This window comes from Klebsiella aerogenes, from assembly GCA_029027985.1.
Classification (GTDB): Bacteria; Pseudomonadota; Gammaproteobacteria; order Enterobacterales; family Enterobacteriaceae; genus Klebsiella; species Klebsiella aerogenes_A.
In genome coordinates this window covers 1,588,634-1,610,162 of sequence record CP119076.1, presented here as the reverse complement: position 1 = coordinate 1,610,162, position 21,529 = coordinate 1,588,634, and the positions used below count along the sequence as shown (strand labels likewise).

Genomic DNA, 21,529 nt, shown 5'->3' with positions numbered 1-21,529 from the left:
TATCAACTTCTTGTTGCGACTCAAGCGCGACGGGATAAAAACGTGATACAGCTCGCGACTCATTGTGCGATATACCTTAGAACGTGACCACCGTTTTCCATTCGATGACCCACGCATCCTGCGTTTGCGCCACGCCGCCGGGGCGGTGCCAGTATTGCAGGCCGGGCTGTAGTTCAAGCCAGGAGACCGGGCGGAAACGGTAATACAGCTCGCCGTTAATCGAATGACCGGCAACTGGCTGATATGCAGGGTCGGCGTAATCCTGCGCCCCGCTCAGGGTATTCATATACTGCTGATTGCGCGCGTAATGGCTGCTCATGTCCATCCAGGTCAGACCGAAGCCAATCCAGTCCTCGGGGCGGGCATCAAACAGCCCGCGGTAGCGCATTGAGGCAGCAACGGCGGTGTGAATGTAGTTGCTGCGCTGATCGCTGAGGCTGCCGCTTAAGGAGACACTCATTCCCCGATGAGGATCGTCAGCATGACGGGTAATTTGCTGGTTCATCCCGGCATACATAAACCAGGTACGGTTATGCTGAGCGTAACCTTCCGGGTCGGTTGCGCCGGCGCCGCCGGATTTACCGCTATACAGGTCGCTTTGCGGTGCATTCGTGAAAACCACACCGAGATTATACGCCCCCGGCAAGCCAAACGGCCGCGGGCGCGCCTCAATTTCCAGCGGCAATAAAATGCCTTTACTGCCTTTAGTCGACCAGCTCCAGGCGTGGCTGCGGGAAGCCGCTTGGGGGTTTTGTTCCATCACCCCACCTTTGAGCGTCAGCACGGGCGTCAGCTTGTATTCCAGCGTGGTGCCCCAGGTATGAATGTTCCAGTTATTCCAGGTCAACGAGTTGGCAGATTTACCGCCGCACTGCGACAGTAGCTGAAAATCACAAGGGATAATCTGGTCAAAGGTCTGCACCTTGTTCATCATACCGATACGCCACGTCAGACGCCGGTCATCAAAGCTGCGGGCAAAGGTCAGCCAACCAAGACGCGTTATCGAACCGCCGCCCCAGCTCTCCTGCGACAGATCGTTAAAGTTAACCCGTGGATCCTGCAGACGTTTAGTGGTGAGGTTATCATCATGGTTACGGTTGACGATGTTACCTTCAATGCGCGCGTCGGCCATGCCGGTCCAGCGTTCGAGGTCCTGGGTAAACGTCAGCGCCACCTGGTCAATATAGGCAAGGTGTTTATCATGATCGTAACCGCCTGCGGCGTTATAGCCCATCTCATTGAGATAGCCTAAATTATAGCGAAAACCGTTATCTTCAAGGATCGGGCGGATACCTAACATCTCGCCTAATAATCCGCTCTGGGGTGGTTCAAAACCTAATACGGTACCGTTCCATGGCGTATTTTCAGCGGCATTGGCCGTAGATGCCGCCACCCCGAACACCGCGAATAGCAGCGCATGTTTTATTTTATAATTGTACATGAGATATCCATTGTGATTGAGTAAAGGTAATAAGCTGCCACAGGCAATTTAATTGCCTGTTCTGTAGTTTTATTTTTTAATTAGTTAAAGCATGGCCGTCAGTATTTAAACCGCCGCTATGCCAGATCTCACCAAACCGCAATACACTGATTTACATCATCATTTATTCACCATTAAATTAAGAGCAAAAAAAAACCTAAGCACTCCCGGCCAGATACGGCGGAAGCGCTTAGGTTTTGCCTGGGTACAGTAGCAACCCTAAAAATGATACGGCGACAATATCACTCCACTGTAGTAAATACTATCAATGGAGGATATTGAAGTAATAAATTGTGAACGGAATAACACTATCTGATTTAATAACGGGCGATCGCCTGCGCAATATCCGCTGAAGTTTGCAGTGTACGGATTTCATTAAATACGCCGAGCGCTTCGCTATATTCTTTACGTAAATACCCCAGCCACTGTTTGATACGCGCCACATGATATAACCCCGTGTCGCCCTGCTTTTCCAACTGGGTATATTTTTTCAGTAGCTCAATGACCTGCGGCCACGGCATACGCGGCTCATTGTACTTGATTACCCGGCTGAGATTCGGCACGTTGAGCGCGCCGCGGCCAATCATCACCGAATCGCAACCGGTGGCGGCCATGCAGTCCTGCGCGCTTTGCCAGTCCCAGATTTCGCCATTGGCGACCACCGGGATCGTCAGTCGTTGACGGATCTCGCCAATCGCCTGCCAGTTGATGCGCTCCGCTTTATAGCCGTCTTCTTTGGTACGGCCGTGAACCACCAATTCGCTGGCGCCCGCCTGCTGCACCGCATCGGCGATTTCAAAACGCCGTTCGCCGCTGTCCCAGCCAAGGCGAACCTTGACGGTTACCGGCAGGTGATCGGGTACCGCTTCGCGCATCGCTTTCGCGCCGCGGTAGATAAGTTCCGGGTCTTTCAATAATGTCGCCCCGCCGCCGCTGCCATTCACCAGCTTCGACGGACAGCCGCAGTTTAAATCGACGCCCCATGAACCAAGTTCCACCGCGCGGGCGGCGTTCTCCGCCAGCCATTGCGGATATTGCCCCAACAACTGGACCCGCACGTGGGTGCCGGAGGGAGTACGGCTTTGATGATGGAGTTCCGGGCAAAGTTTATAGAACGATTTTACCGGCAGCAGTTGGTCCACCACACGCAAAAATTCGGTGATGCACAGATCGTAATCGTTAACTTCAGTCAGCAGCTCGCGCACCAGCGAGTCGAGCACGCCTTCCATCGGCGCCAGTAATACACGCATATTGTTACCCGGAAAAAAAGAGGCGCTATGGTAGCGCCTCTGTGCGTCGGTTGAAAGATCTCAATGCATGGCCTCAACGCGGCTTGAGGCAGTTTTCCTCTTTCCAGCCGTAAAGCCATTCGATGCCGCGATAAAACTCGTCCTGCGTTTTACCTTTCCATAGAAGATTACGCACCTGACGTTCGACACCCGCCGCGTGATAGATTCGCCCCATTTCTCGGGTTGACCAGACGATTCGCGCGGTCCGCGGAATACGCACCGACTCATACAGCGCGAACGCGCGAGCAGCATCGCCGTCACACTGCTGCAGCGCTTTGCCAATCGTCACCGCATCCTCCAACGCCATACAGGCACCCTGCGCCATATACTGCGCCACCGGGTGGGCGGCATCCCCCACCAGGGCAATGCGATCGTTACCCCATTTATCTACCGGCTCGCGGTCGGCGGTGGACCAGCGTCGCCACGAGGTCGGCTTATCCAGCATCTGCCGCGGGCGCGGATGAATGCCTTTAAAGTAAGAGAGCACCTCTTCTTTACTGCCGTCGCGCACGCCCCACTCCTCGCTTTCGCGGCTGTGGAAGGTGACGACCAGGTTGTACTGTTTACCGCCGCGCAGCGGGTAATGTACCAGGTGACAGTGTGGGCCAGCCCACAGCACCGGGGCGTTAATGCGCAGGTCTTCCGGCATTTCCGCCGCCTCAACCACCGCGCGGTACACCACGTGGCCGGTGACCCGCGGCGCATCGCCGAGCAGACTCTGGCGTACCACCGACTTCACGCCATCGCAGCCCAGCAGAATATCGGCGGTCCAACTGTTGCCTTGCTCATCAAAGACTGTCACTTCATCGGCGGTCTGGCGGATATCCACTACGTTGGTCGAAGTACGATACTCCACGCCGGGATGCGTCAACGCCGCTTCCCACACCGTGGCATGAATATCCACCCGATGGATCACTGCATACGGGCCGCCGAAATGGTCGCGGAAGGCCTGACCGGTCTCGATGCGCACCACCTCTTCGCCATTCACCGCATCCATCATCGTGATGTGATCGGTAAACACCGCACGCTGTCGCGCAACTTCGCCGACGCCCAGACTGTCGAGCGCCGAAAAAGCGTTGGGGCCCAGCTGAATGCCGGCGCCGATTTCACCGATTTCATGGGCCTTTTCCAGCAGCATCACTTTGATTCCCTGGCGCGCCAGAGAGAGCGCCGTCGCCGCGCCGCCAATGCCGCCGCCGACGATAATTGCTCGCGTTACTTTCGCCATTGTTCCCTCCTCCCTAGGCCGGAATTTTGTCTTGTTGATTTTCCGGCGCGGCAGCGATAAACGCCGGTAGCCGGGTACAGGCGTCATAAACCGCCCGGCAGCGCGGATAGTGGCTCAGGTCGCAGCCCATCCGCTGCGCATTGGCCCACTGCGGCACCAGACAACAGTCGGCGAGCGTTGGCGTATCGCCGACGCAGAAATCACCAGACTTCGCCTGGCGCAGCAGCAGCTCCAGCGCGCTGAGTCCTTGCTGGATCCAGTGGGCATACCAGCGTTTTTTATCCTCTTCGCTGACCTTAAGCTCATCGCCAAGATAGCGTAAAACCCGCATGTTATTAATCGGATGGATATCGCAGGCAATGGCATAGACCATCTCCAGCACCCGCATCCGCGCCGGGTCGTCCTGCGGCAGCAGCGGCACTTGCGGATAGTGACGGTCAAGCCAATCCACAATCGCCAGCGACTGGCCCAGCGATTCGCCATCATTGGTGATAAGCGTCGGCACCAGCCCCACCGGGTTAAGCCGCCGGTACTCCAGCACATTCTGCGCCCCGATGCGGATATTCACCCCCACGCTTTGATAGTCAATCCCTTTTAGCGCCAGCACGATACGCACCCGATACGAGGCCGAGCTATTAAAAAAACTGTACAGCTTCATCGCTCACCTCACACCACACGAACGGCGATCGGCGTCAGCCCGTCGACATTGCCGGTGATGACATCACCCTTCACTACCGCGCCGACGCCTTCCGGCGTGCCGGTGAAAATCAGGTCGCCAGGCTGCAGTTCGAAAAAGCCGGAGAGATAGCTGATGGTTTCATTCACCGACCAGATCAGGTGGCGGATATCGCTACGTTGATGATCTTCACCGTTCACCTGCAGCCAGATCCCAGCCTGATCCACATCGCATGCATCGGCGGCTTTGTGCAGCGGCGCAATCGGGGCGGAGAGATCGAACGCTTTACCGATCTCCCACGGACGGCCCATCTGGCGCATCTCCATCTGGCGGTCGCGGCGAGTCATATCAAGACCGGTGGCATAGCCCCAGACGTATTCATGCGCCTGTTCCAGCGGAATATCGCGCCCCTGCTTACCGATAGCAACCACCAGCTCAATCTCATAGTGATAGTTGTCGGTCTGCGCCGGGTACGGCAGATCCAGTGTCTCGCCAGCCGCCACCGGTACGACCGCGTCCGCCGGTTTGCAGAAGAAGAACGGCGGTTCACGATCCGGATCGAAACCCATTTCGCGGGCATGGGCGGCATAGTTGCGGCCAACGCAGTAAACGCGGCGCACCGGGAACTGCTCATCGCTGCCAACAACGGGTACGCTAATCGGGGCCTGGGGTGCAAAAACGTATTGGTTCATGATGGTTTTCCTTATTATTAATAACGCGCTTCACGGAACAGGCCTAAGGCCTCTTGTACTGGGCGGTCCGAGAAGCTGAATAACACGCACTCTTCATCAGCGTTGAACGACACGCCGTGCCACGTCGGCACCACGAAGATATCTTTCGCCTGGAAGGCGAAGGTTTGTTCGCCGATGGTCACCTGACCGCCGCCTTCCACCACGTGATAGATGGTGCTATCGGTGGTTTTCGCCACCCTGGAGCGGAAGCCCTTCGGCAGCAATTGCAGGAAAGCGCCCATTGATGGCATCGGGTAACCGCCGGTTACCGGATTGACGTAGCGCATCTTGTAGCCATCCCATTCATCGGCCTCGCCTAGACGGGTCAGGTCGTGCAACGCCTCGCGGCTGCGGTCGTAACGGTAGTTGAAAATCGGCGATGAATTCCCCACCTGATGGCGCAGCGGCAGCATATTCGCGGCGTAGCGCGGCAGATAATCCCCCTCTTTACGCGTCACCGGCTGCTGCTCCTGCGGGTAATCTTCGGCAAAACCGCAGCCGAGATAGTTCACCAGCGGCAGATCGAGGCCATCCAGCCAGATAACCGGTTCATCCCCCGGGTTACCGTGGTCGTGCCAGCGCCATTGTGGGGTCAGGATAAAATCGCCGGGGCTCATCTGCGTACGCTCGCCGTCGACGGCGGTAAACGCGCCGTGACCTTCGACGACGAAGCGCAGCGCCGATTGGTTATGGCGATGGCTCGGCGCCACTTCGCCGGGCATGATTAACTGCAGGCCGGCGTACAACGATGAGGTAATCGACGACTGGCCGCGAAGCTGCGGGTTCTCCAGCACCAGTACGCGGCGTACCGCCTCTTTGGCGCCGATTAACTGCCCGCTTTCCAGCAGCAGCGGGCGGATTTCCTGGTAGTTCCAGTACGCCGGGGCGCAGTTGGCGTTCGGCGTTTGCGGCACCAGATGGTGCAGTGATTCCCACAGCGGACTCAGGTGCTGCCCGGAGAGATGGTGATAGAACTGCTGGCGATCGCGGTGCGCCTGCGGAGTGGATTGCGTCATTATTGTTCTCCTTACTTATTCGCGATGCCGGCAGAGGGCAGCGCGTCGGGTACAGGTGTAGGGTGGCGGACCGCCAGCGTCAGCAGGATAAGCATCACTGCGCTAATCGCCGCCGGTACCGCAATAACGTAAAACAGCGTGTCGAAAGAAAAATTCATCGCCATCATCATGCCGCCGGAGAGTGACCCGACGATAGCGCCGCAGCGGCCGACGGCGTTGGACCAGCTGACGCCGGTTGCCCGACTCTGGGTCGGATAGAGCGTGGCGGTCAGCGCATTAAGGCCCACCTGCGAACCGCTGACGCCAATACCGGTACCAAAAATCGCCAACGCCATCTGCCACAGACCGTTCTCGCTTAAGCCGATCATCACGATACACAGCGCCCCCAGACAGTAGCTCAGCGCCAGCACGCGGAAGGGATTGAAACGGTCCATCAGGACGCCAAGCAACAGGGCGCCAAGCGTACCACCGACCTGAAACGCGGCAGTCACCCACGAGGCGTGCTGCAAATCGATACCACGATGGTTAAGCAGCGTCGGCATCCAGCTGGAGAGCAGATAGATAATCAGCAGGCTCATAAAGAACACCACCCACAGCATCAGCGTGATCGCTAACTGACGGCCCGCGAACAACTGGCTAATGCTGCCTTTCGGCCCGGCGGCCGGTTCATCCAGCCAGAAATGGCTATCGTCGTAGCGCTCGCCGGTAATAGCACTCACCGTATTGGCAATGGTGGACTGCGGCAACCCGCGGCGTACCTGCCAGCGCGGCGACTCCGGTAGCGCCCACAGCAGCGCAACGGCCAGCAACAGCGGCAGGATCCCACCTAAGGCCAGAATGCCGTGCCAGCCAATTTGCGCCACCAGCTGCGCGCTCACCACCCCGCCCAGCGCCGAGCCGAGCGTGAAGCCGCAGAACATCAAGGTAACTAATGCGCCGCGGCGGCGAGCCGGCAGATATTCCGAGGTCATAGTAATGGTGTTAGGCATGGCCCCACCCAGGCCCAGCCCGGTGAGAAAACGCAGAATAACTAGCATCTCAAGACTGGTAGAAAACGCGGAGAGCAGACTAAACAGGCCAAACAGCGCAACGCAAAACTCAATCACCCGCTTTCGGCCGAAGCGGTCAGACAGCGGGCCGCAGAGCAGCGCCCCGGCGGTCAATCCTAATAGCCCGGCACCGAACAGCGGCGCGAGGTCGCTGGCGCTAAGCTGCCAGTGAACGCGGATATCGGGGGCGATAAAACCAATGGCGGCGGTATCAAAACCATCGAGCATCACCACCAGAAAACAGCAGATAATCACACGCCACTGCAGCGCGCCAACTGGCGCTGCGTTAAGTAACGTCTGTAGTTCACGTCGTTGAGCCATAATGATGCCTCAGTGCAGGTCAGGGTAGATGTTGTGTTTATTTCTTTTATGTTGCGATTTTGTAACTTAGGCGATGAAATGTACAATGGCTTTTCGGGCATAGACATAACCTGGAGGTTATTGATTGATGGCGAACTGGACGCAAAAATTAAAGCTGCAGCATCTGAAAATGCTGGTGGCGCTGGGCGAACAAGGCAACCTCACCCAGGTGGCGAAAATGATGAATATCACCCAACCTGCGCTCTCTAAGTGGCTGACGCAGTTCGAAGAAGAAGTGGGAATGCCGCTATTTGAACGCCATAGCAAAGGCCTGCGCCCTTCGGAAGGCGGTAAACTGCTGCTCCAGCATGCTCAGCGGCTAATCAACGACATGTCGCGCTCGCAGTATGAAATCGAAAGATTTAAGCAAGGCGGGCTGGTTGGCAGCCTGATGATCGGCTGCTCGCCGGTGGCGACCGATTGCGTCGCGCAGGCGATCCTCGCGCTGCTTAAAGAGATGCCGACCCTGCATCTGAATATCGAAGAGAAAGTGATGACCCCGCTACTACACGATCTGCTCTCCGGCGTGGTCGACGTGGTCGTCGGACGCGTCGGCGGACGGGCGCTGGAGCTGCCGCTCAATTACCGCGTGCTGTATACCGAACCGGTGTGCTTCGTCGCCCGCCCGGACCATCCGCTAGCCAGCCGGGCGCGTCTGAGCTGGGCGGATCTCGCCGTCTGGCGCTGGATAGTCTGGCCCACCGGCACACCCATTCGTCAGAGTATTGATAACGCGCTGGTGGATAACGGCGTGATGCTGCCGGAAAACACCATTGAGTCGGCATCAATGAATGTCACCAGCAATTTGCTGCAAAGCAGCGATATGATCTCGATTCTTTCCTTGCGGCTGGCACAGTATTACGCCGAGCATCAGCAGCTAGCGATTCTTAATTTGCCGCGTATTGAACAAAAAGGTAGCGTTGGGGTGTTCTGGCGCAAAAGCGAAGTGCCATCGCAGGCGCTAAGCCGTTTTCTCCACTATCTTGCCATATAGCATTACTGTTCCCATTTTCTATGCTGACGATGCGTAGAATTCATGATGTGATCGGTAGCACATTTCAGGGTTTAATTGTATGATGAATAGCAATTCATCAAGGGTTATTACCATGAGTAAGTCGCTGAATATTATCTGGCAGTATTTACGGGCTTTCGTCCTGATTTACGCCTGCCTGTATGCAGGCATTTTTATCGCCGGGCTGCTGCCCATCACCATCCCCGGCAGCATTATCGGCATGCTAATTCTGTTCGTACTGCTGGCGCTGCAAATTATGCCGCCGCAGTGGGTCAACCCCGGTTGCAATATCCTGATTCGCTATATGGCGCTACTGTTCGTGCCGATCGGCGTCGGCGTGATGCAGTACTGGGATTTGCTACGCGCGCAGCTTGGCCCGGTGGCCGTCTCCTGCGCCATCAGTACCTTATTAGTCTTTTTGGTGGTGAGCTGGAGTTCGCATCTGGTCCACGGTGAACGCAAAATCGTCGGGCAAAAAGGAAGTAAAAAATGATCCATGAAATCTGGTGGTCGCTGCCGTTAACGCTGATCGTTTTCTTCCTCGCGCGCAAGCTGGCGGCGCGGTTTAAATTTCCGCTGCTGAACCCGCTGCTGGTGGCGATGGTGGTCATTATTCCTTTCCTGCTGGTCAGCGGAATCTCTTATGAGCGCTATTTTGCCGGCAGTAAAGTCCTCAACGACCTGCTGCAACCAGCGGTGGTGGCGTTGGCCTTCCCGCTGTATGAGCAGTTGCACCAGATCCGCGCCCGCTGGAAATCGATCATCACCATCTGCTTTATCGGTAGTTGCGTGGCGATGATCACCGGGACTACCGTCGCCCTGTTGATGGGTGCGACGCCGCAAATCGCTGCCTCTATTTTGCCCAAATCGGTCACCACGCCAATTGCGATGGCGGTCAGCGGCAGTATCGGCGGCATCCCGGCCATCAGCGCCGTATGCGTGATTTTCGTCGGTATCCTTGGCGCGGTGTTTGGCCATACGCTGCTAAACGCCATGCATATCCACACGAAAGCATCGCGCGGCTTATCGATGGGGACCGCGTCGCACGCCCTCGGTACCGCCCGCTGCGCCGAACTGGACTATCAGGAAGGGGCATTTAGTTCGCTGGCGTTGGTACTGTGCGGCATTATTACCTCGTTGGTCGCGCCATTCCTGTTCCCGGTTATTGTGGCGATCGTCGGATAATCGTGATTTAAATCACAATTATAAATGCAACATATAAAAGTTGCATAAACAATGAGATGTATATCACATATAGGCTCTTATGGGGCTCGTACACTAGATTCCCATTACATTGTTATGAGGCAACGCTATGCACTCACGTTTTCAAGCTGCTTTGACTAATCTGGCGGCAGACCTGCAGGCGGCCATCGCCCCGATGCTCGCAGACCCGCACTTCCCGGCTCTGCTCGAAGCCGATCAGGTGGCGGCGCTGCAGCGCGCGACAGGTTTGGACGAAGACGCGCTGGCCTTTGCGCTGCTGCCGCTTGCCGCCGCCTGCGCGCGTGCCGACCTTTCTCACTTCAACGTCGGCGCCATTGCCCGGGGCGTCAGCGGCCGCTGGTATTTCGGCGGCAACATGGAGTTTCTCGGCGCCACCATGCAACAGACCGTACATGCCGAACAAAGCGCCATCAGCCATGCCTGGCTGCGCGGTGAAACATCTCTGCGCGCCATTACCGTGAATTACACGCCATGCGGCCACTGTCGTCAGTTTATGAACGAACTGAACAGCGGCCTGACGCTGCGCATTCATCTGCCGGGCCGCGAAGCGCACGCTCTGCAGCACTATCTGCCGGATGCCTTTGGTCCGAAAGATCTTGAGATTAAAACCCTGTTGATGGATGAGCAGGATCACGGCTTCGCCCTCAGCGGCGATGCGCTGACTCAGGCGGCCATTCAGGCGGCGAACCGTTGCCACGCGCCGTATAGCCACTCACCTTCCGGCGTGGCGCTGGAGCTGAAAGACGGCACTATTTTCAGCGGCAGCTATGCGGAAAATGCGGCGTTTAACCCAACGTTGCCGCCGCTGCAGGGCGCGTTGAACCTGCTGAGTCTTAACGGTTACGACTACCCGGATATCCAGCGCGCGCTGCTGGCCGAGAAATCCGACGCGGCGCTAATCCAGTGGGATGCGACCGTCGCGACGCTGAAAGCGCTGGGCTGTCAGAATATTGACCGCGTACTGTTAGGTTAATCCTTATTGAGCCCTGGCAGATTGCCGGATGGCGGCGTCGCCTTATCCGGCCGACTATCGGCAATCTGCCCACATTGCTGAAAATTCCCGCAATTAAACGATGGTTTCTTGCGCTTGTCCGGCGGGTAAAGTAGCCTGAAGCATCCATCCTCCACCATCGAGCCCAGTTCATGTTAAAGCGTGCGTTATACAGCCTGTTAGCCCTGCTCGGCCTGCTGCTGTTGACCGTGCTGGGTCTTGACCGTTGGATGAGCTGGAAAACCGCACCCTATATTTACGATGAACTGCAGGATCTCCCCTACCGCCAGGTCGGCGTCGTGCTGGGTACTGCGAAGTATTATCGTACCGGTGTGATTAACCAGTATTACCGCTACCGCATCCAGGGCGCGCTAAATGCCTACAACAGCGGCAAGGTGAACTATCTGCTGTTAAGCGGCGACAACGCGCTGCAAAGCTATAATGAGCCGATGACCATGCGCCGCGATCTGATCAAAGGTGGCGTCGATCCTGCGGATATCGTGCTGGACTACGCCGGTTTCCGCACCCTCGATTCGATAGTGCGCACCCGCAAAGTGTTCGATACCAACGATTTCATCATTATCACCCAGCGTTTCCACTGCGAACGCGCGCTGTTTATCGCCCTGCATATGGGGATTCAGGCGCAGTGCTACGCGGTGCCGTCGCCAAAAGATATGTGGACCGTGCGTCTGCGCGAGTTTGGCGCCCGTTTCGGCGCGCTGGCGGATCTGTACATCTTTAAACGCGAACCGCGTTTCTTAGGCCCGCTGATTCCGATTCCAGCCCAGCAGGAAGTTCCGGAGGATGCGCAGGGGTACCCGGCGGTGACGCCGGAACAGGTACTGGAGTTGCAGAAGAAAAAGTGACCCACCCTCCTCTGTATCACCGTGCCATTCATAAAATAAATTAATTAATTTCGATTCAATAATCGTTCCTATTTGCATTTTAGGTATTCCTGCTATCGCCACGAATCACACACAAATAACAGGGTTATTTGTGAATGTTTTCACAGAATAGCCTCCCTCACACGCTTAGCCTTCTGGTAGTTGTTTCACTTTATTTGCCTTAATTAAACTAATCATTAAGGGATCAATTATGTCGCAACACGAATACCTGGATGAGATTATTCCCGCCTTTACGCCATTGCTGGCGATTAAAGAAGCCTCCCGCTGCCTGCTGTGCCACGATGCGCCGTGCAGTCAGTCCTGCCCGGCCGAAACCGACCCGGGCAAGTTCATTCGCTCAATCTATTTCCGCAACTTGAAAGGCGCTGCCGAAACCATTCGAGAAAATAATGCGTTAGGCGCCGTTTGTGCACGAGTATGCCCGACGGAAAAACTCTGCCAAAAGGGCTGCTCCCGTTCCGGGATTGATAAGCCTATCGATATCGCCCGCCTGCAGCGGTTTGTCACCGACTTCGAACAGCAGACGCAAATGCAGATTTACCAACCGGGCCGTAAAGATAAAGGCAAAGTCGCCATCGTTGGCGCAGGCCCTGCCGGGCTACAGGCCAGCGTCACGCTGTGCAATCTGGGCTACGACGTTACCGTGTTTGAAAAAGCGACACAGCCCGGCGGCTGGCTGCGACACGGCATTCCTGAGTTTCGCCTGCCGCAGCCGGTGCTGGACCATGAAATTGCACGCATTGTGGAAATGGGTGTGACGATCCGCTGCGATTGTGAGGTCGGCAAAACCGTCACTCTGGAGGCGCTTAAAGCCGAACATCGCGCCGTCCTGCTAACTGTTGGCCTGTCGAAAGGCTCAACGCTACCGTTGTTTAATGACGCCGGTTCGGTAGAAATTGCCGTCGACTTTTTACAACGTGCGCGCGGCAATGCGGGCGACATCTCCGTACCACAAAGCGCGCTGGTGATTGGCGGCGGCGACGTTGCGATGGACGTTGCCAGTACGCTGAAAATTCTCGGGTGCTCGTCCGTCACCTGCGTAGCCCGTGAGGAACTGGCTGAATTTCCGGCCAGTGAAAAAGAGTTCACCACGACTCAGGCGCTAGGCGTATCCATCATTGATGGCTTTACGCCAACTGCCGTTGCCGGTAACAAGGTAACCTTCAAACACGTGCGTCTGCCCGGTGAACTGACGCTGACCGCCGAGAACATTATCCTCGCCGTTGGCCAGCATGCCGATCTTGCCGCCTTCTCCGATATTCAGTCACAGCGCAACACCGTGGACACCCGCCACTACCAGACCACAGACCCGCAGCTGTTCGCCGCAGGCGATATCGTCCAGGGAGACAAAACCGTGGTTTACGCCGTGAAAACCGGGAAAGAAGCCGCTCAGGCCATTCATCACTATTTAGAGGAGGCGCAATCATGTTAACCAAAGATCTCTCTATTACCTTTTGCGGCGTGACGTTCCCCAATCCGTTCTGTCTCTCCTCTTCGCCGGTCGGCAACTGCTATGAGATGTGCGCCAAAGCTTACGACAGCGGCTGGGGCGGCATCGTCTTTAAAACCATCGGCTTCTTTATCGCCAACGAAGTTTCGCCCCGCTTTGATCATCTGACCAAAGAAGACACCGGGTTTATCGGCTTTAAAAATATGGAACAGATTGCCGAGCATCCGCTGGCGGAAAACCTCGCCGCGATCCGGCGGCTCAAACAGGATTACCCGGATAAAGTGCTGATCGCGTCGATCATGGGTGAAAATGAGCAACAGTGGCAGGATCTGGCGCAACTGGTGGAAGAAGCCGGTGCGGATATGATCGAGTGCAACTTCTCCTGCCCGCAGATGACCTCTCACGCCATGGGCAGCGACGTGGGACAAAGCCCCGAACTGGTTAAGAAATACTGCCGGGCGGTGAAACGCGGCTCGACTCTGCCAATGCTTGCCAAAATGACGCCCAATATCGGCGATATGTGCGAAGTGGCGCTGGCGGCGAAACGCGGCGGCGCTGACGGTATTGCCACCATCAACACCGTTAAGTCGATCACCAATATCGACCTCAACCGTAAAATAGGCCTGCCGGTCGTCAACGGCAAGTCCAGTATTTCGGGCTACTCTGGTAAGGCCGTGAAGCCTATTGCGCTGCGTTTCATTCAGCAGCTACGCACCCATCCTGAGCTGAAGGATTTTCCGATTAGCGGTATTGGCGGCATTGAAACCTGGGAGGATGCCGCGGAGTTCCTGCTGCTGGGCGCGGCGACGCTACAGGTGACGACCGGCATCATGCAGTACGGCTATCGTATCGTTGAAGATATGATAAGCGGTCTGTCGCATTATCTTAACGACCAGGGATTCAACTCGCTGCAAGAGATGGTTGGGCTGGCGAATGCCAATATCGTTCCGGCAGAAGATCTCGATCGTAGCTATATCGTCTACCCGCATATTAATCAGGAAAAATGCGTCGGCTGCGGACGCTGCTATATTTCCTGCTTCGACGGCGGCCACCAGGCGATGGAGTGGAATGAACAAACTCGCACCCCGCACTGCGACACCGAGAAGTGCGTCGGCTGCCTGCTGTGCGGCCACGTTTGCCCGGTTGCCTGTATCAGCCTCGGCAAGGTGGAATTCAAACCTGGCGAAGAAGCGCACGCGGTTACTCTTTAACGCCCTGACAAGCCCGGCCCACTGCAGTGGGCCGGATGGACATGGATATGAGTACACTTGTCGCCATTGCGCTCACCACCGGCATTTTATCCGGCATCTGGAGCTGGGTTGCCGTGTCGTGGGGGTTACTCAGCTGGGCGGGGTTTCTGGGGTGTACCGCTTACTTTGCCTGCCCGCAGGGTGGGTTAAAGGGGCTGGGGATTTCGTTTTGCACGCTGCTTAGCGGCGTTTTTTGGGCTGAAGTGATTATCCACGGCAGCGCGCTATCACCAGCGCTGACCGTTGTCAGCTATCTGCTAACCGGGGTTGTGGCCTTCGCCATGTGTATTCAGGCTAAAAACGGCTGGTTCTCTTTTGTTCCCGGTACCTTTATCGGCGCCTGTTCAACCTTTGCCTGCGACGGCAACTGGCGAGCCGTGCTGCCTGCGCTGCTGATTGGGTTGGTTTTTGGTTATGCGATGAAAAACAGTGGGCTGTATATTGCCGCTCGTAGCAAGTAGCCCGGCCGAACGAAGTGACGCCGGGACTCCCGGAGTCGGCGCTTCGCACCTCGTCCGGGCGGCAAAGTAAAAGCCCGGCATTTTTTCGCCGGGCTTCTCTTATTTCTTACGTGCGTATTTCAGTGAATCCAGCGCCACGGCGAAGATGATGATCGCCCCTTTGATAATGTACTGCCAATACGGGTTAACGCCGATATAGGTCAGACCGTAGTTAATGACGGTGAAGATAATCACCCCGGTCACGACGCCGAAGACGGTGCCGACGCCGCCGCTGAAGGAGACCCCGCCCACCACGCAGGCCGCGATCGCATCCAGCTCATACATAAAGCCGAGGTTGTTGGTCGCCGAACCGATACGTCCGGCTTCCAGCAGCCCGCCAAAGGCATAAAACACGCCGGACAACGCATAAATCATCAACAGGTTCAGCGCGACATTAACGCCAGAGACGCGGGCCGCTTCCGGGTTACCGCCGATAGCAAAGATGTTTTTGCCGAAGCGGGTTTTGTTCCACAAGATCCACACGAAGATGGTCGCAATAAGCGCGTAGAAAGTGATGTACGACAGGCGGAAAGTACCTAACGCCACAAAACCCTGGGCGAACTGTGAGAAGTGACTATCGAAGCCAGAGACCGGCGATGCGCCGACAAAGTCGTAGTACAGGGAGTTGATGCCGTAAACGATGATCATCGTACCCAAAGTGGTGATAAACGGCGTCACGTTAAGGTAGGCAATCACGATACCGTTAATCAGGCCAATCACTGCACCAATCGCGCAGACCAGCAGGATCACCAGCGGGATAGGCATGGTCGCCATGTCCGGGAACACTTTGTTGGCATTATCCACCGCCTGCAGCATGGTTGCCGCTACCACCGCCGCCAGGCCCACCTGACGCCCGGCGGAAAGGTCCGTCCCCTGGGTGACGATAAGACCTGCGACGCCGAGGGCGATAATAATACGCACCGACGACTGGGTCAGGATGTTACTTAGGTTCAGTAAACTTAAGAAGGTGGGATCCTGGAAAATAATAATGGCCAGCAAGACCAAAAGAACAACGTAAATCCCACCCTCTTTCAGGTAAGTGAGAAAACTCTTTTTATTTAACGCACTCATGGAAAGCCCCTGATATCAAAGGTGCAATGACGCAAGACGCAGAATTTCATTTTGCGTCGTGGTTTTGGTCTCAACAATTCCGGCAACCAGCCCGTTGCTCATCACCAGAATACGATCGGTAATACCCAGCAGTTCCGGCATTTCAGAAGAAATAATAATGATGCCCTTATCTTTTTTGGCCAGTTCAGCAATCAGCTGGTAAATTTCGAATTTTGCGCCGACATCAATGCCGCGCGTCGGTTCATCCAGCATTAATATTTCCGGCTGAGTTAATAACCAACGCCCGATAATGACCTTTTGTTGGTTACCGCCAGAAAGTGAACCGATTTGCGTGTGCTGTCCGGGTGTTTTTACACGCATCGAATCGATAACCCATTGGGTATCGCTTTTCATCCGTGAATTATCCAGCAGACCGACTTTATTCTTGTACTTTTTGATATTGGAGATCAGCGAGTTAAACCCAATATCGAGGTAGGCATAGATCCCCGTCGAACGCCGTTCTTCGGTCACTAACGCAAAACCATGGTTGATGGCTTCGTTAGCACTATGGTTATTAATCTTTTTGCCATGCAGCGTAATGGTGCCGCTGGCTTTTTCGCGAATACCAAACAGCGTTTCGACGATATCAGTACGTTTGGCGCCCACCAGTCCGGCAATACCAAGGATTTCGCCCTTGTGCAGATCGAACGAGACATCGCGAATTGACGGCTGGCGCAACGAAGTCAGGTTACGGACCTCAAGGATCACTTCGCCCGGTTTATTTTCGCGAGTAGGAAAACGCTGGTTCAATGAGCGGCCAACCATCATCGCAATGATCTTATCCATATCCAGCCCTTCCAACGGCTGGGTAGCGATCCACTGACCGTCGCGCAGAATAGTAATCTCATCGCACAGCTGGAATATCTCTTCCATTTTATGGGAGATATACACAATGCCGCATCCGCGCTCTTTTAGCTTGCGGATGATTTTAAACAGGTGATTGACCTCTTTTTCGGTCAACGATGACGTCGGCTCATCCATAATGACGATTTTGGCGTCATAGGAGAATGCCTTGGCAATTTCAATCATCTGCATCTGCGATACCGATAAGGTGCCGACGCGGGCGCGCGGGTCAATATCAATATCCAGTTCATCAAATATCGCTTTGGTATCGCGATACATTTTGTCCTGATCGACAAACATGCCTTTGGTGGGATAACGCCCCAGCCACATGTTGTCCATCACCGAACGTTGTAATACCAGATTTAATTCCTGGTGAACCATTGAAATACCGTTTTCCAGGGCCTCTTTTGCCGAATGGAAATCGATCTCTTTTCCCTGAAAAAGAATACTGCCGGAATCCTTTTGATAGATCCCAAAAAGGCATTTTAATAATGTCGATTTGCCTGCGCCGTTCTCTCCCATTAAGGCATGGATCGAGTGCGGACGGACCTTGAGGTTGACATTATCAAGAGCCTTAACGCCGGGGAACGATTTGTTGATGCCACTCATTTCCAACAAATATTCGCCTGACTGTGCGCTATTATTGCTGACCATAGTTATACCTGGCTGCGTTCGTGCCGATCCGCAACGATAAAATACTATCGAAGCAAATTCGGGTTCGGTATCAGGAATAATCGGGCGCGCTCAGCGCGCCCGCAATGCAGTGAAAACTTATTTACCGATAAACTGGCTGAGATTGTCTTTATCCACGCCGACGTACGGTACGCGAACAATCTTATTCTCAATTTTCCAGCTGGTGCCAGCCGCAGGCTCTTTGCCGTCAGCCAGGTTCTTCGCCAGATCGAAGGTCGCTTTGGCCTGGTTGTTGGCATCGTTCAGCACGGTACCGGCCATCGCGCCGGATTTCACCAACGCCAGCGCTTCTGGCAGGGCATCGACGCCGAATACCGGAATGCTGCTCTTGTTGTGCGCTTTCAGCGCTTCTACCGCACCCATCGCCATCGCATCGTTGTTGGCGATCACCACTTCGATTTTGTTGGCGTTCGGGCCAGAGAGCCAGGCGTCCATCTTATCTTTCGCCTGCGCGGTATCCCACATCGCGGTATCTAGCGCCAGCTGCTGGGTTTTGATGCCTTTGTCGTTCAGCTCTTTAATGACGTAAGTTGTACGCGCTTCGGCATCCGGGTGGCCCGGCTCGCCTTTCAGCAGGACAAACTGAATTTGGCCGTCTTTGTTCAGATCCCAGTTCGGATTCGCTTTCCAGTGTTTGGCGATCAGGTCGCCCTGGATAATCCCGGATTCTTTTGAGTCGGTACCGACGTAGTACGCTTTGTCGTAGCTATCCAGCGCCTTGCGCGATGGCTCTTTGTTAAAGAACACCACCGGCACATTCTGCCCGCGCGCTTTATCGATAACCGTGCCTGCCGCCGCCGGGTCAACCAGGTTAATCGCCAGCGCTTTCACCCCTTTCGCCAGCAGCACGTCGATCTGATCGTTCTGCTTGGACTGATCGTTCTGCGAGTCATTCATCAGCAGCTGTACATCCGGCGCGGATTTACCGTCCTTCTCGATCGCCTTACGAACAACCGACATAAAGTTGTCGTCATATTTGTAGATCGTGACGCCGATACGGGTATCCGCCGCGTGTGCTGCGGTGCCGAAAAGCATGCCAGCCATTACAGCGGACAGAGCTAGTACCTTCTTATTCATGGAATCTCCGGTTTTATTATTTTGCTTCGTTTTTATGCGTGAAATTCGCTGGCGGGGGCTGTTACATTAGGGTTACCGCACAACGATATTCACAACGTTAATTCTATCTTCCGTGTAGGGTAACGCTCCAAAAAAACGGCTTTATCAAGTGCCTAACTCGTTGTTTATGATGACGAATAATCTCATCATCAGCACAGTATTGGTTCGGACTGGTCAACGCTGCCATCATAAACAGGCGAATGTTAATATACTGTGAATTTACTCACAGATTGAAAGCGGTTACATCCACTGAAAGGGTCAGTTAGTGATCGGCCCCACACTTTGCTTCTGCGTCACCGAATGGCGGCGTACCAGCGTCGGCATAAAACAGTGACTGGCCTCGCTATCGAGTTTCCCCGCCGCGCCTTGTAACGCCAGCTCGGTCGCCAGTTTCGCCATCGACATAATGGGATAACGCACCGTCGTCAGCTGCGGGTCGGTGTAACGGGAAATCGGAATGTCATCAAAACCGATCAGCGAAAGATGCTGCGGCACGGCAATACCGTTGTCTTTCAGGGTCGTCAGCGCCCCCGCCGCCATGCTGTCGTTGTAGGCGAACACCGCCGTCAGGCCTAAATTACGTCCCAGCAGTTCAACCATCGCCGCTTCGCCGCCCTGCATATCCGGCGATCCCGAACCCACCCAGCTATCCGGAGCAACAATGCCCTGCTCCTGCAACGCCCTGGACCAGCCTTCCCGGCGCAGGTCATCATCTTCGATACCGTGGTTGGAAGAGAGATAACCGACACGCTGATGACCATGATTGAGCAGCATTCGCGTTGCCATCAACGCGCCGCTGATATTATCCAGGCCAACGCAGCGATGCGCGAAACCAGGCACGATACGGTTAATCAGCACCATCCCGGGGATATGCTGCATAAAATCGCCGAGTTCGGCATCGCTTAACGCCTTCGAATGCACGATCAGCGCCGAACAGCGCTGACGAATCAGCACCTCGATGGCGTTACGTTCTTTTTCCGCTTCATGGTAGCTATTACCGATCAGCACATATTTTTGATGCTGCTGCGCAACGGTATCCACCGCTTTGACCAGCGCGCCAAAAAAGGCATCTGACACATCCATCACCACCACGCCGATGGTATCGCTCACCTGGGTGGCCAGCGCCTGGGCATTCGCATTTGGCCGGTAACCCAACTGCGTCACCGCCTTCATGACCACTTCCCGCGTATCCGGGCTCACCAGCGAGCTGTTGTTCAGCACGCGTGAAACCGTCGCCACGGAAACCCCCGCCTGACGGGCAACATCACGAATGGTGATCATACATACCCGCCTTAATCGCATTACAATACGTCACACCCACCTCCTGTGTTCAGCAAGGTGGCTATTCTGGCAGCGACGTTCGCCACGCTACGTGAGTGAAGTCACACGACTGGAAACGGTTACATCCATTTTGTTAATGATTGTGATCGAGATCGTTATACGGATGTGTTTCTGGATGATGTCCCTGAGGCTCTCATGGTTAACTGACGCCAGAGCCACTCAACGGGGCCCTGACGGAAATGGCGCAGCCAAAACTGCGAAAAGAGGAGATTAACGACCCACACCGCCGGCACAAATGCCAGCAACTGCAAGCGGTCAAATTTCATGAACAGGTCAAAACGGTAGAACAACGTGGTACAGATCAGAGTCTGCAGTAAATAGTTGCTAAGCGCCATCCGCCCAACGCAAGCAATCGCGCCAACCAGGCGCAACCGGCACAACTGCGGCCAGAACCCCCACGCCAGCGCGGCATAGCCGATGGTTTGCAGCGGCGCGCCGAGCTCGCGCGGCGCCTGCAACAGAAAACCGCACCAGCGATAATCCCACTGCAGATACCACTGAGCGGCGATCGCCGGCACGTTAACCGCCATCCCGGCGATAATCAGCACAACCCCGACGCGGCGGTAGTGGTTGAGGCTAAACTGCCCTTTCAACCAGCCGCAGCGCATCAGCGCCGCGCCCATCAGCATCATCCCCGCCAACTGCCAGCCGTACTGCACACCCAACGCCACCAGGTTGTCCGAGAGCATATCCGCGCGATTGCTGACCGCTTCCATGCCGCCGCGCAGCTTCCAGTACTGCTCGTACTGTAAATTAGCCGCATCAGGAACCCATGAACGGCTGGCGCCGTTACCCGCAATCAACCCCAACAGCACCAGTACTACAATACCGATCAGATAAAGCACGACCCCGGTATTGAACAGCGATTTGACGTGATGGGCGTCGCGCACCATTCGCCAGGCAATGAGCCCCACCAGCGCGTAGGCCAGCAGAATATCGCCATCCCAGAAAAAGAGACCGTGAATAAAGCCAAGCAGAGCAAGCAGCGTCAACCGCGACTGGATCCAGCGCTTGCCGCGCGCCAGCAGCATGTGCAATCCGGCGCCGAACAGCAAAGCAAATAAGGTCAGGAATTTGACCTGCGCGAACAGATCGAGGATCGCCCAGGTCCAGGCATCGCTAAGTGAAATATGTCCGGCCCAGGCCGGATTCAGATAGGCCGCCTTGGGTAAGCCGAAGGCGGAGATATTCAGTAGCAGGATGCCGAGGATGGCGACGCCGCGAACAAAGTCCAGCGTGACGTTTCTCTCCATGCACCCTGCTCC

20 protein-coding genes are annotated in these 21,529 nt (G+C 55.5%); 8 read left to right on the top strand and 12 right to left on the bottom strand.

Annotation, left to right across the window (positions count from 1 at the left end; genetic code table 11):
- Positions 1-76: 76 nt before the first annotated feature.
- The 7 genes from PYR66_07645 to PYR66_07615 form a co-directional block, all read right to left on the bottom strand.
- Positions 77-1,441, bottom strand: coding sequence for a carbohydrate porin (locus PYR66_07645; GenBank protein WEF29576.1), 1,365 nt, complete (start codon positions 1,439-1,441; stop codon positions 77-79).
- A gap of 356 nt (positions 1,442-1,797) precedes the next feature.
- Complete coding sequence (gene dusC, locus PYR66_07640) at positions 1,798-2,730, bottom strand: tRNA dihydrouridine(16) synthase DusC (protein ID WEF29575.1); 933 nt, start codon at positions 2,728-2,730, stop codon at positions 1,798-1,800.
- 73 nt (positions 2,731-2,803) lie between these two features.
- Positions 2,804-3,997, bottom strand: coding sequence for a 3-hydroxybenzoate 6-monooxygenase (locus tag PYR66_07635; protein ID WEF29574.1), 1,194 nt, complete (start codon positions 3,995-3,997; stop codon positions 2,804-2,806).
- Between the two features lie 13 nt (positions 3,998-4,010).
- On the bottom strand, positions 4,011-4,655 hold the full coding sequence (maiA, locus tag PYR66_07630; GenBank protein ID WEF29573.1) for a maleylacetoacetate isomerase: 645 nt from the start codon (positions 4,653-4,655) through the stop codon (positions 4,011-4,013).
- Positions 4,656-4,663: 8 nt separating this feature from the next.
- On the bottom strand, positions 4,664-5,365 hold the full coding sequence (locus PYR66_07625) for a fumarylacetoacetate hydrolase family protein (GenBank protein ID WEF29572.1): 702 nt from the start codon (positions 5,363-5,365) through the stop codon (positions 4,664-4,666).
- Between the two features lie 17 nt (positions 5,366-5,382).
- Positions 5,383-6,420: a gentisate 1,2-dioxygenase gene (gene gtdA / locus PYR66_07620; protein WEF29571.1), complete on the bottom strand. Its 1,038-nt coding sequence runs from the start codon at positions 6,418-6,420 to the stop codon at positions 5,383-5,385.
- An 11-nt stretch (positions 6,421-6,431) separates the two neighbouring features.
- A complete protein-coding gene (locus PYR66_07615) occupies positions 6,432-7,790 on the bottom strand; it encodes an aromatic acid/H+ symport family MFS transporter (GenBank protein ID WEF29570.1) in 1,359 nt (452 codons plus the stop codon).
- Between the two features lie 127 nt (positions 7,791-7,917).
- On the opposite strand from PYR66_07615, the gene PYR66_07610 reads away from it, so the two are divergent.
- From PYR66_07610 to PYR66_07575, 8 genes are all read left to right on the top strand, one after another.
- The gene (locus tag PYR66_07610; GenBank protein ID WEF29569.1) at positions 7,918-8,823 is read left to right on the top strand and encodes a LysR family transcriptional regulator; all 906 of its coding nucleotides are present in this window, start codon (positions 7,918-7,920) and stop codon (positions 8,821-8,823) included.
- Positions 8,824-8,935: 112 nt separating this feature from the next.
- Entirely contained in the window at positions 8,936-9,334 is a 399-nt protein-coding gene (locus PYR66_07605) for a CidA/LrgA family protein (protein WEF29568.1), read from the top strand.
- Positions 9,331-10,026 (top strand): CidB/LrgB family autolysis modulator, encoded by a 696-nt coding sequence (locus PYR66_07600; GenBank protein WEF29567.1) that lies wholly within the window; start codon positions 9,331-9,333, stop codon positions 10,024-10,026. The genes PYR66_07605 and PYR66_07600 overlap by 4 nt, the downstream gene beginning before the upstream one ends.
- A 127-nt stretch (positions 10,027-10,153) precedes the next feature.
- The gene (gene cdd, locus PYR66_07595; protein WEF29566.1) at positions 10,154-11,038 is read left to right on the top strand and encodes a cytidine deaminase; all 885 of its coding nucleotides are present in this window, start codon (positions 10,154-10,156) and stop codon (positions 11,036-11,038) included.
- A 170-nt stretch (positions 11,039-11,208) separates the two neighbouring features.
- Complete coding sequence (sanA, locus tag PYR66_07590; GenBank protein ID WEF29565.1) at positions 11,209-11,922, top strand: outer membrane permeability protein SanA; 714 nt, start codon at positions 11,209-11,211, stop codon at positions 11,920-11,922.
- Positions 11,923-12,151: 229 nt separating this feature from the next.
- Entirely contained in the window at positions 12,152-13,393 is a 1,242-nt protein-coding gene (locus PYR66_07585) for an NAD(P)-dependent oxidoreductase (protein WEF29564.1), read from the top strand.
- Positions 13,387-14,622: an NAD-dependent dihydropyrimidine dehydrogenase subunit PreA gene (preA, locus tag PYR66_07580; GenBank protein ID WEF29563.1), complete on the top strand. Its 1,236-nt coding sequence runs from the start codon at positions 13,387-13,389 to the stop codon at positions 14,620-14,622. The genes PYR66_07585 and preA overlap by 7 nt, the downstream gene beginning before the upstream one ends.
- 47 nt (positions 14,623-14,669) lie before the next feature.
- Positions 14,670-15,122: a DUF1097 domain-containing protein gene (locus PYR66_07575; protein ID WEF29562.1), complete on the top strand. Its 453-nt coding sequence runs from the start codon at positions 14,670-14,672 to the stop codon at positions 15,120-15,122.
- Between the two features lie 99 nt (positions 15,123-15,221).
- Here PYR66_07575 and mglC read toward each other — a convergent pair whose 3' ends face one another.
- The 5 genes from mglC to yeiB all read right to left on the bottom strand — a co-directional run bounded on the left by mglC (position 15,222) and on the right by yeiB (position 21,517).
- Positions 15,222-16,232, bottom strand: coding sequence for a galactose/methyl galactoside ABC transporter permease MglC (mglC, locus tag PYR66_07570; protein ID WEF29561.1), 1,011 nt, complete (start codon positions 16,230-16,232; stop codon positions 15,222-15,224).
- A 15-nt stretch (positions 16,233-16,247) separates the two neighbouring features.
- On the bottom strand, positions 16,248-17,768 hold the full coding sequence (gene mglA, locus PYR66_07565; GenBank protein WEF29560.1) for a galactose/methyl galactoside ABC transporter ATP-binding protein MglA: 1,521 nt from the start codon (positions 17,766-17,768) through the stop codon (positions 16,248-16,250).
- Between the two features lie 117 nt (positions 17,769-17,885).
- Positions 17,886-18,884 carry a galactose/glucose ABC transporter substrate-binding protein MglB gene (gene mglB, locus PYR66_07560; protein ID WEF29559.1) on the bottom strand — a complete coding sequence of 333 codons (999 nt, stop codon included), beginning with the start codon at positions 18,882-18,884 and terminating at the stop codon, positions 17,886-17,888.
- A 297-nt stretch (positions 18,885-19,181) separates the two neighbouring features.
- Positions 19,182-20,204, bottom strand: coding sequence for an HTH-type transcriptional regulator GalS (gene galS / locus PYR66_07555; protein ID WEF29558.1), 1,023 nt, complete (start codon positions 20,202-20,204; stop codon positions 19,182-19,184).
- Between the two features lie 155 nt (positions 20,205-20,359).
- A complete protein-coding gene (gene yeiB, locus PYR66_07550; GenBank protein WEF29557.1) occupies positions 20,360-21,517 on the bottom strand; it encodes a DUF418 domain-containing protein YeiB in 1,158 nt (385 codons plus the stop codon).
- Positions 21,518-21,529 lie beyond the last annotated feature (12 nt).

Excerpts from the sequence above, each read along its gene's own strand:
- mglC (WEF29561.1), bottom strand. The coding sequence starts at position 16,232 with ATGAGTGCGTTAAATAAAAAGAGTTTTCTCACTTACCTGAAAGAGGGT.
- preA (WEF29563.1), top strand. The coding sequence starts at position 13,387 with ATGTTAACCAAAGATCTCTCTATTACCTTTTGCGGCGTGACGTTCCCC.
- PYR66_07585 (WEF29564.1), top strand. The coding sequence starts at position 12,152 with ATGTCGCAACACGAATACCTGGATGAGATTATTCCCGCCTTTACGCCA.
- PYR66_07610 (WEF29569.1), top strand. The coding sequence starts at position 7,918 with ATGGCGAACTGGACGCAAAAATTAAAGCTGCAGCATCTGAAAATGCTG.
- gtdA (WEF29571.1), bottom strand. The coding sequence starts at position 6,420 with ATGACGCAATCCACTCCGCAGGCGCACCGCGATCGCCAGCAGTTCTAT.
- mglB (WEF29559.1), bottom strand. The coding sequence starts at position 18,884 with ATGAATAAGAAGGTACTAGCTCTGTCCGCTGTAATGGCTGGCATGCTT.
- PYR66_07625 (WEF29572.1), bottom strand. The coding sequence starts at position 5,365 with ATGAACCAATACGTTTTTGCACCCCAGGCCCCGATTAGCGTACCCGTT.
- cdd (WEF29566.1), top strand. The coding sequence starts at position 10,154 with ATGCACTCACGTTTTCAAGCTGCTTTGACTAATCTGGCGGCAGACCTG.
- PYR66_07645 (WEF29576.1), bottom strand. The coding sequence starts at position 1,441 with ATGTACAATTATAAAATAAAACATGCGCTGCTATTCGCGGTGTTCGGG.
- yeiB (WEF29557.1), bottom strand. The coding sequence starts at position 21,517 with ATGGAGAGAAACGTCACGCTGGACTTTGTTCGCGGCGTCGCCATCCTC.
- dusC (WEF29575.1), bottom strand. The coding sequence starts at position 2,730 with ATGCGTGTATTACTGGCGCCGATGGAAGGCGTGCTCGACTCGCTGGTG.
- PYR66_07605 (WEF29568.1), top strand. The coding sequence starts at position 8,936 with ATGAGTAAGTCGCTGAATATTATCTGGCAGTATTTACGGGCTTTCGTC.
- galS (WEF29558.1), bottom strand. The coding sequence starts at position 20,204 with ATGATCACCATTCGTGATGTTGCCCGTCAGGCGGGGGTTTCCGTGGCG.
- PYR66_07635 (WEF29574.1), bottom strand. The coding sequence starts at position 3,997 with ATGGCGAAAGTAACGCGAGCAATTATCGTCGGCGGCGGCATTGGCGGC.
- sanA (WEF29565.1), top strand. The coding sequence starts at position 11,209 with ATGTTAAAGCGTGCGTTATACAGCCTGTTAGCCCTGCTCGGCCTGCTG.
- PYR66_07600 (WEF29567.1), top strand. The coding sequence starts at position 9,331 with ATGATCCATGAAATCTGGTGGTCGCTGCCGTTAACGCTGATCGTTTTC.
- mglA (WEF29560.1), bottom strand. The coding sequence starts at position 17,768 with ATGGTCAGCAATAATAGCGCACAGTCAGGCGAATATTTGTTGGAAATG.
- PYR66_07615 (WEF29570.1), bottom strand. The coding sequence starts at position 7,790 with ATGGCTCAACGACGTGAACTACAGACGTTACTTAACGCAGCGCCAGTT.
- maiA (WEF29573.1), bottom strand. The coding sequence starts at position 4,655 with ATGAAGCTGTACAGTTTTTTTAATAGCTCGGCCTCGTATCGGGTGCGT.
- PYR66_07575 (WEF29562.1), top strand. The coding sequence starts at position 14,670 with ATGAGTACACTTGTCGCCATTGCGCTCACCACCGGCATTTTATCCGGC.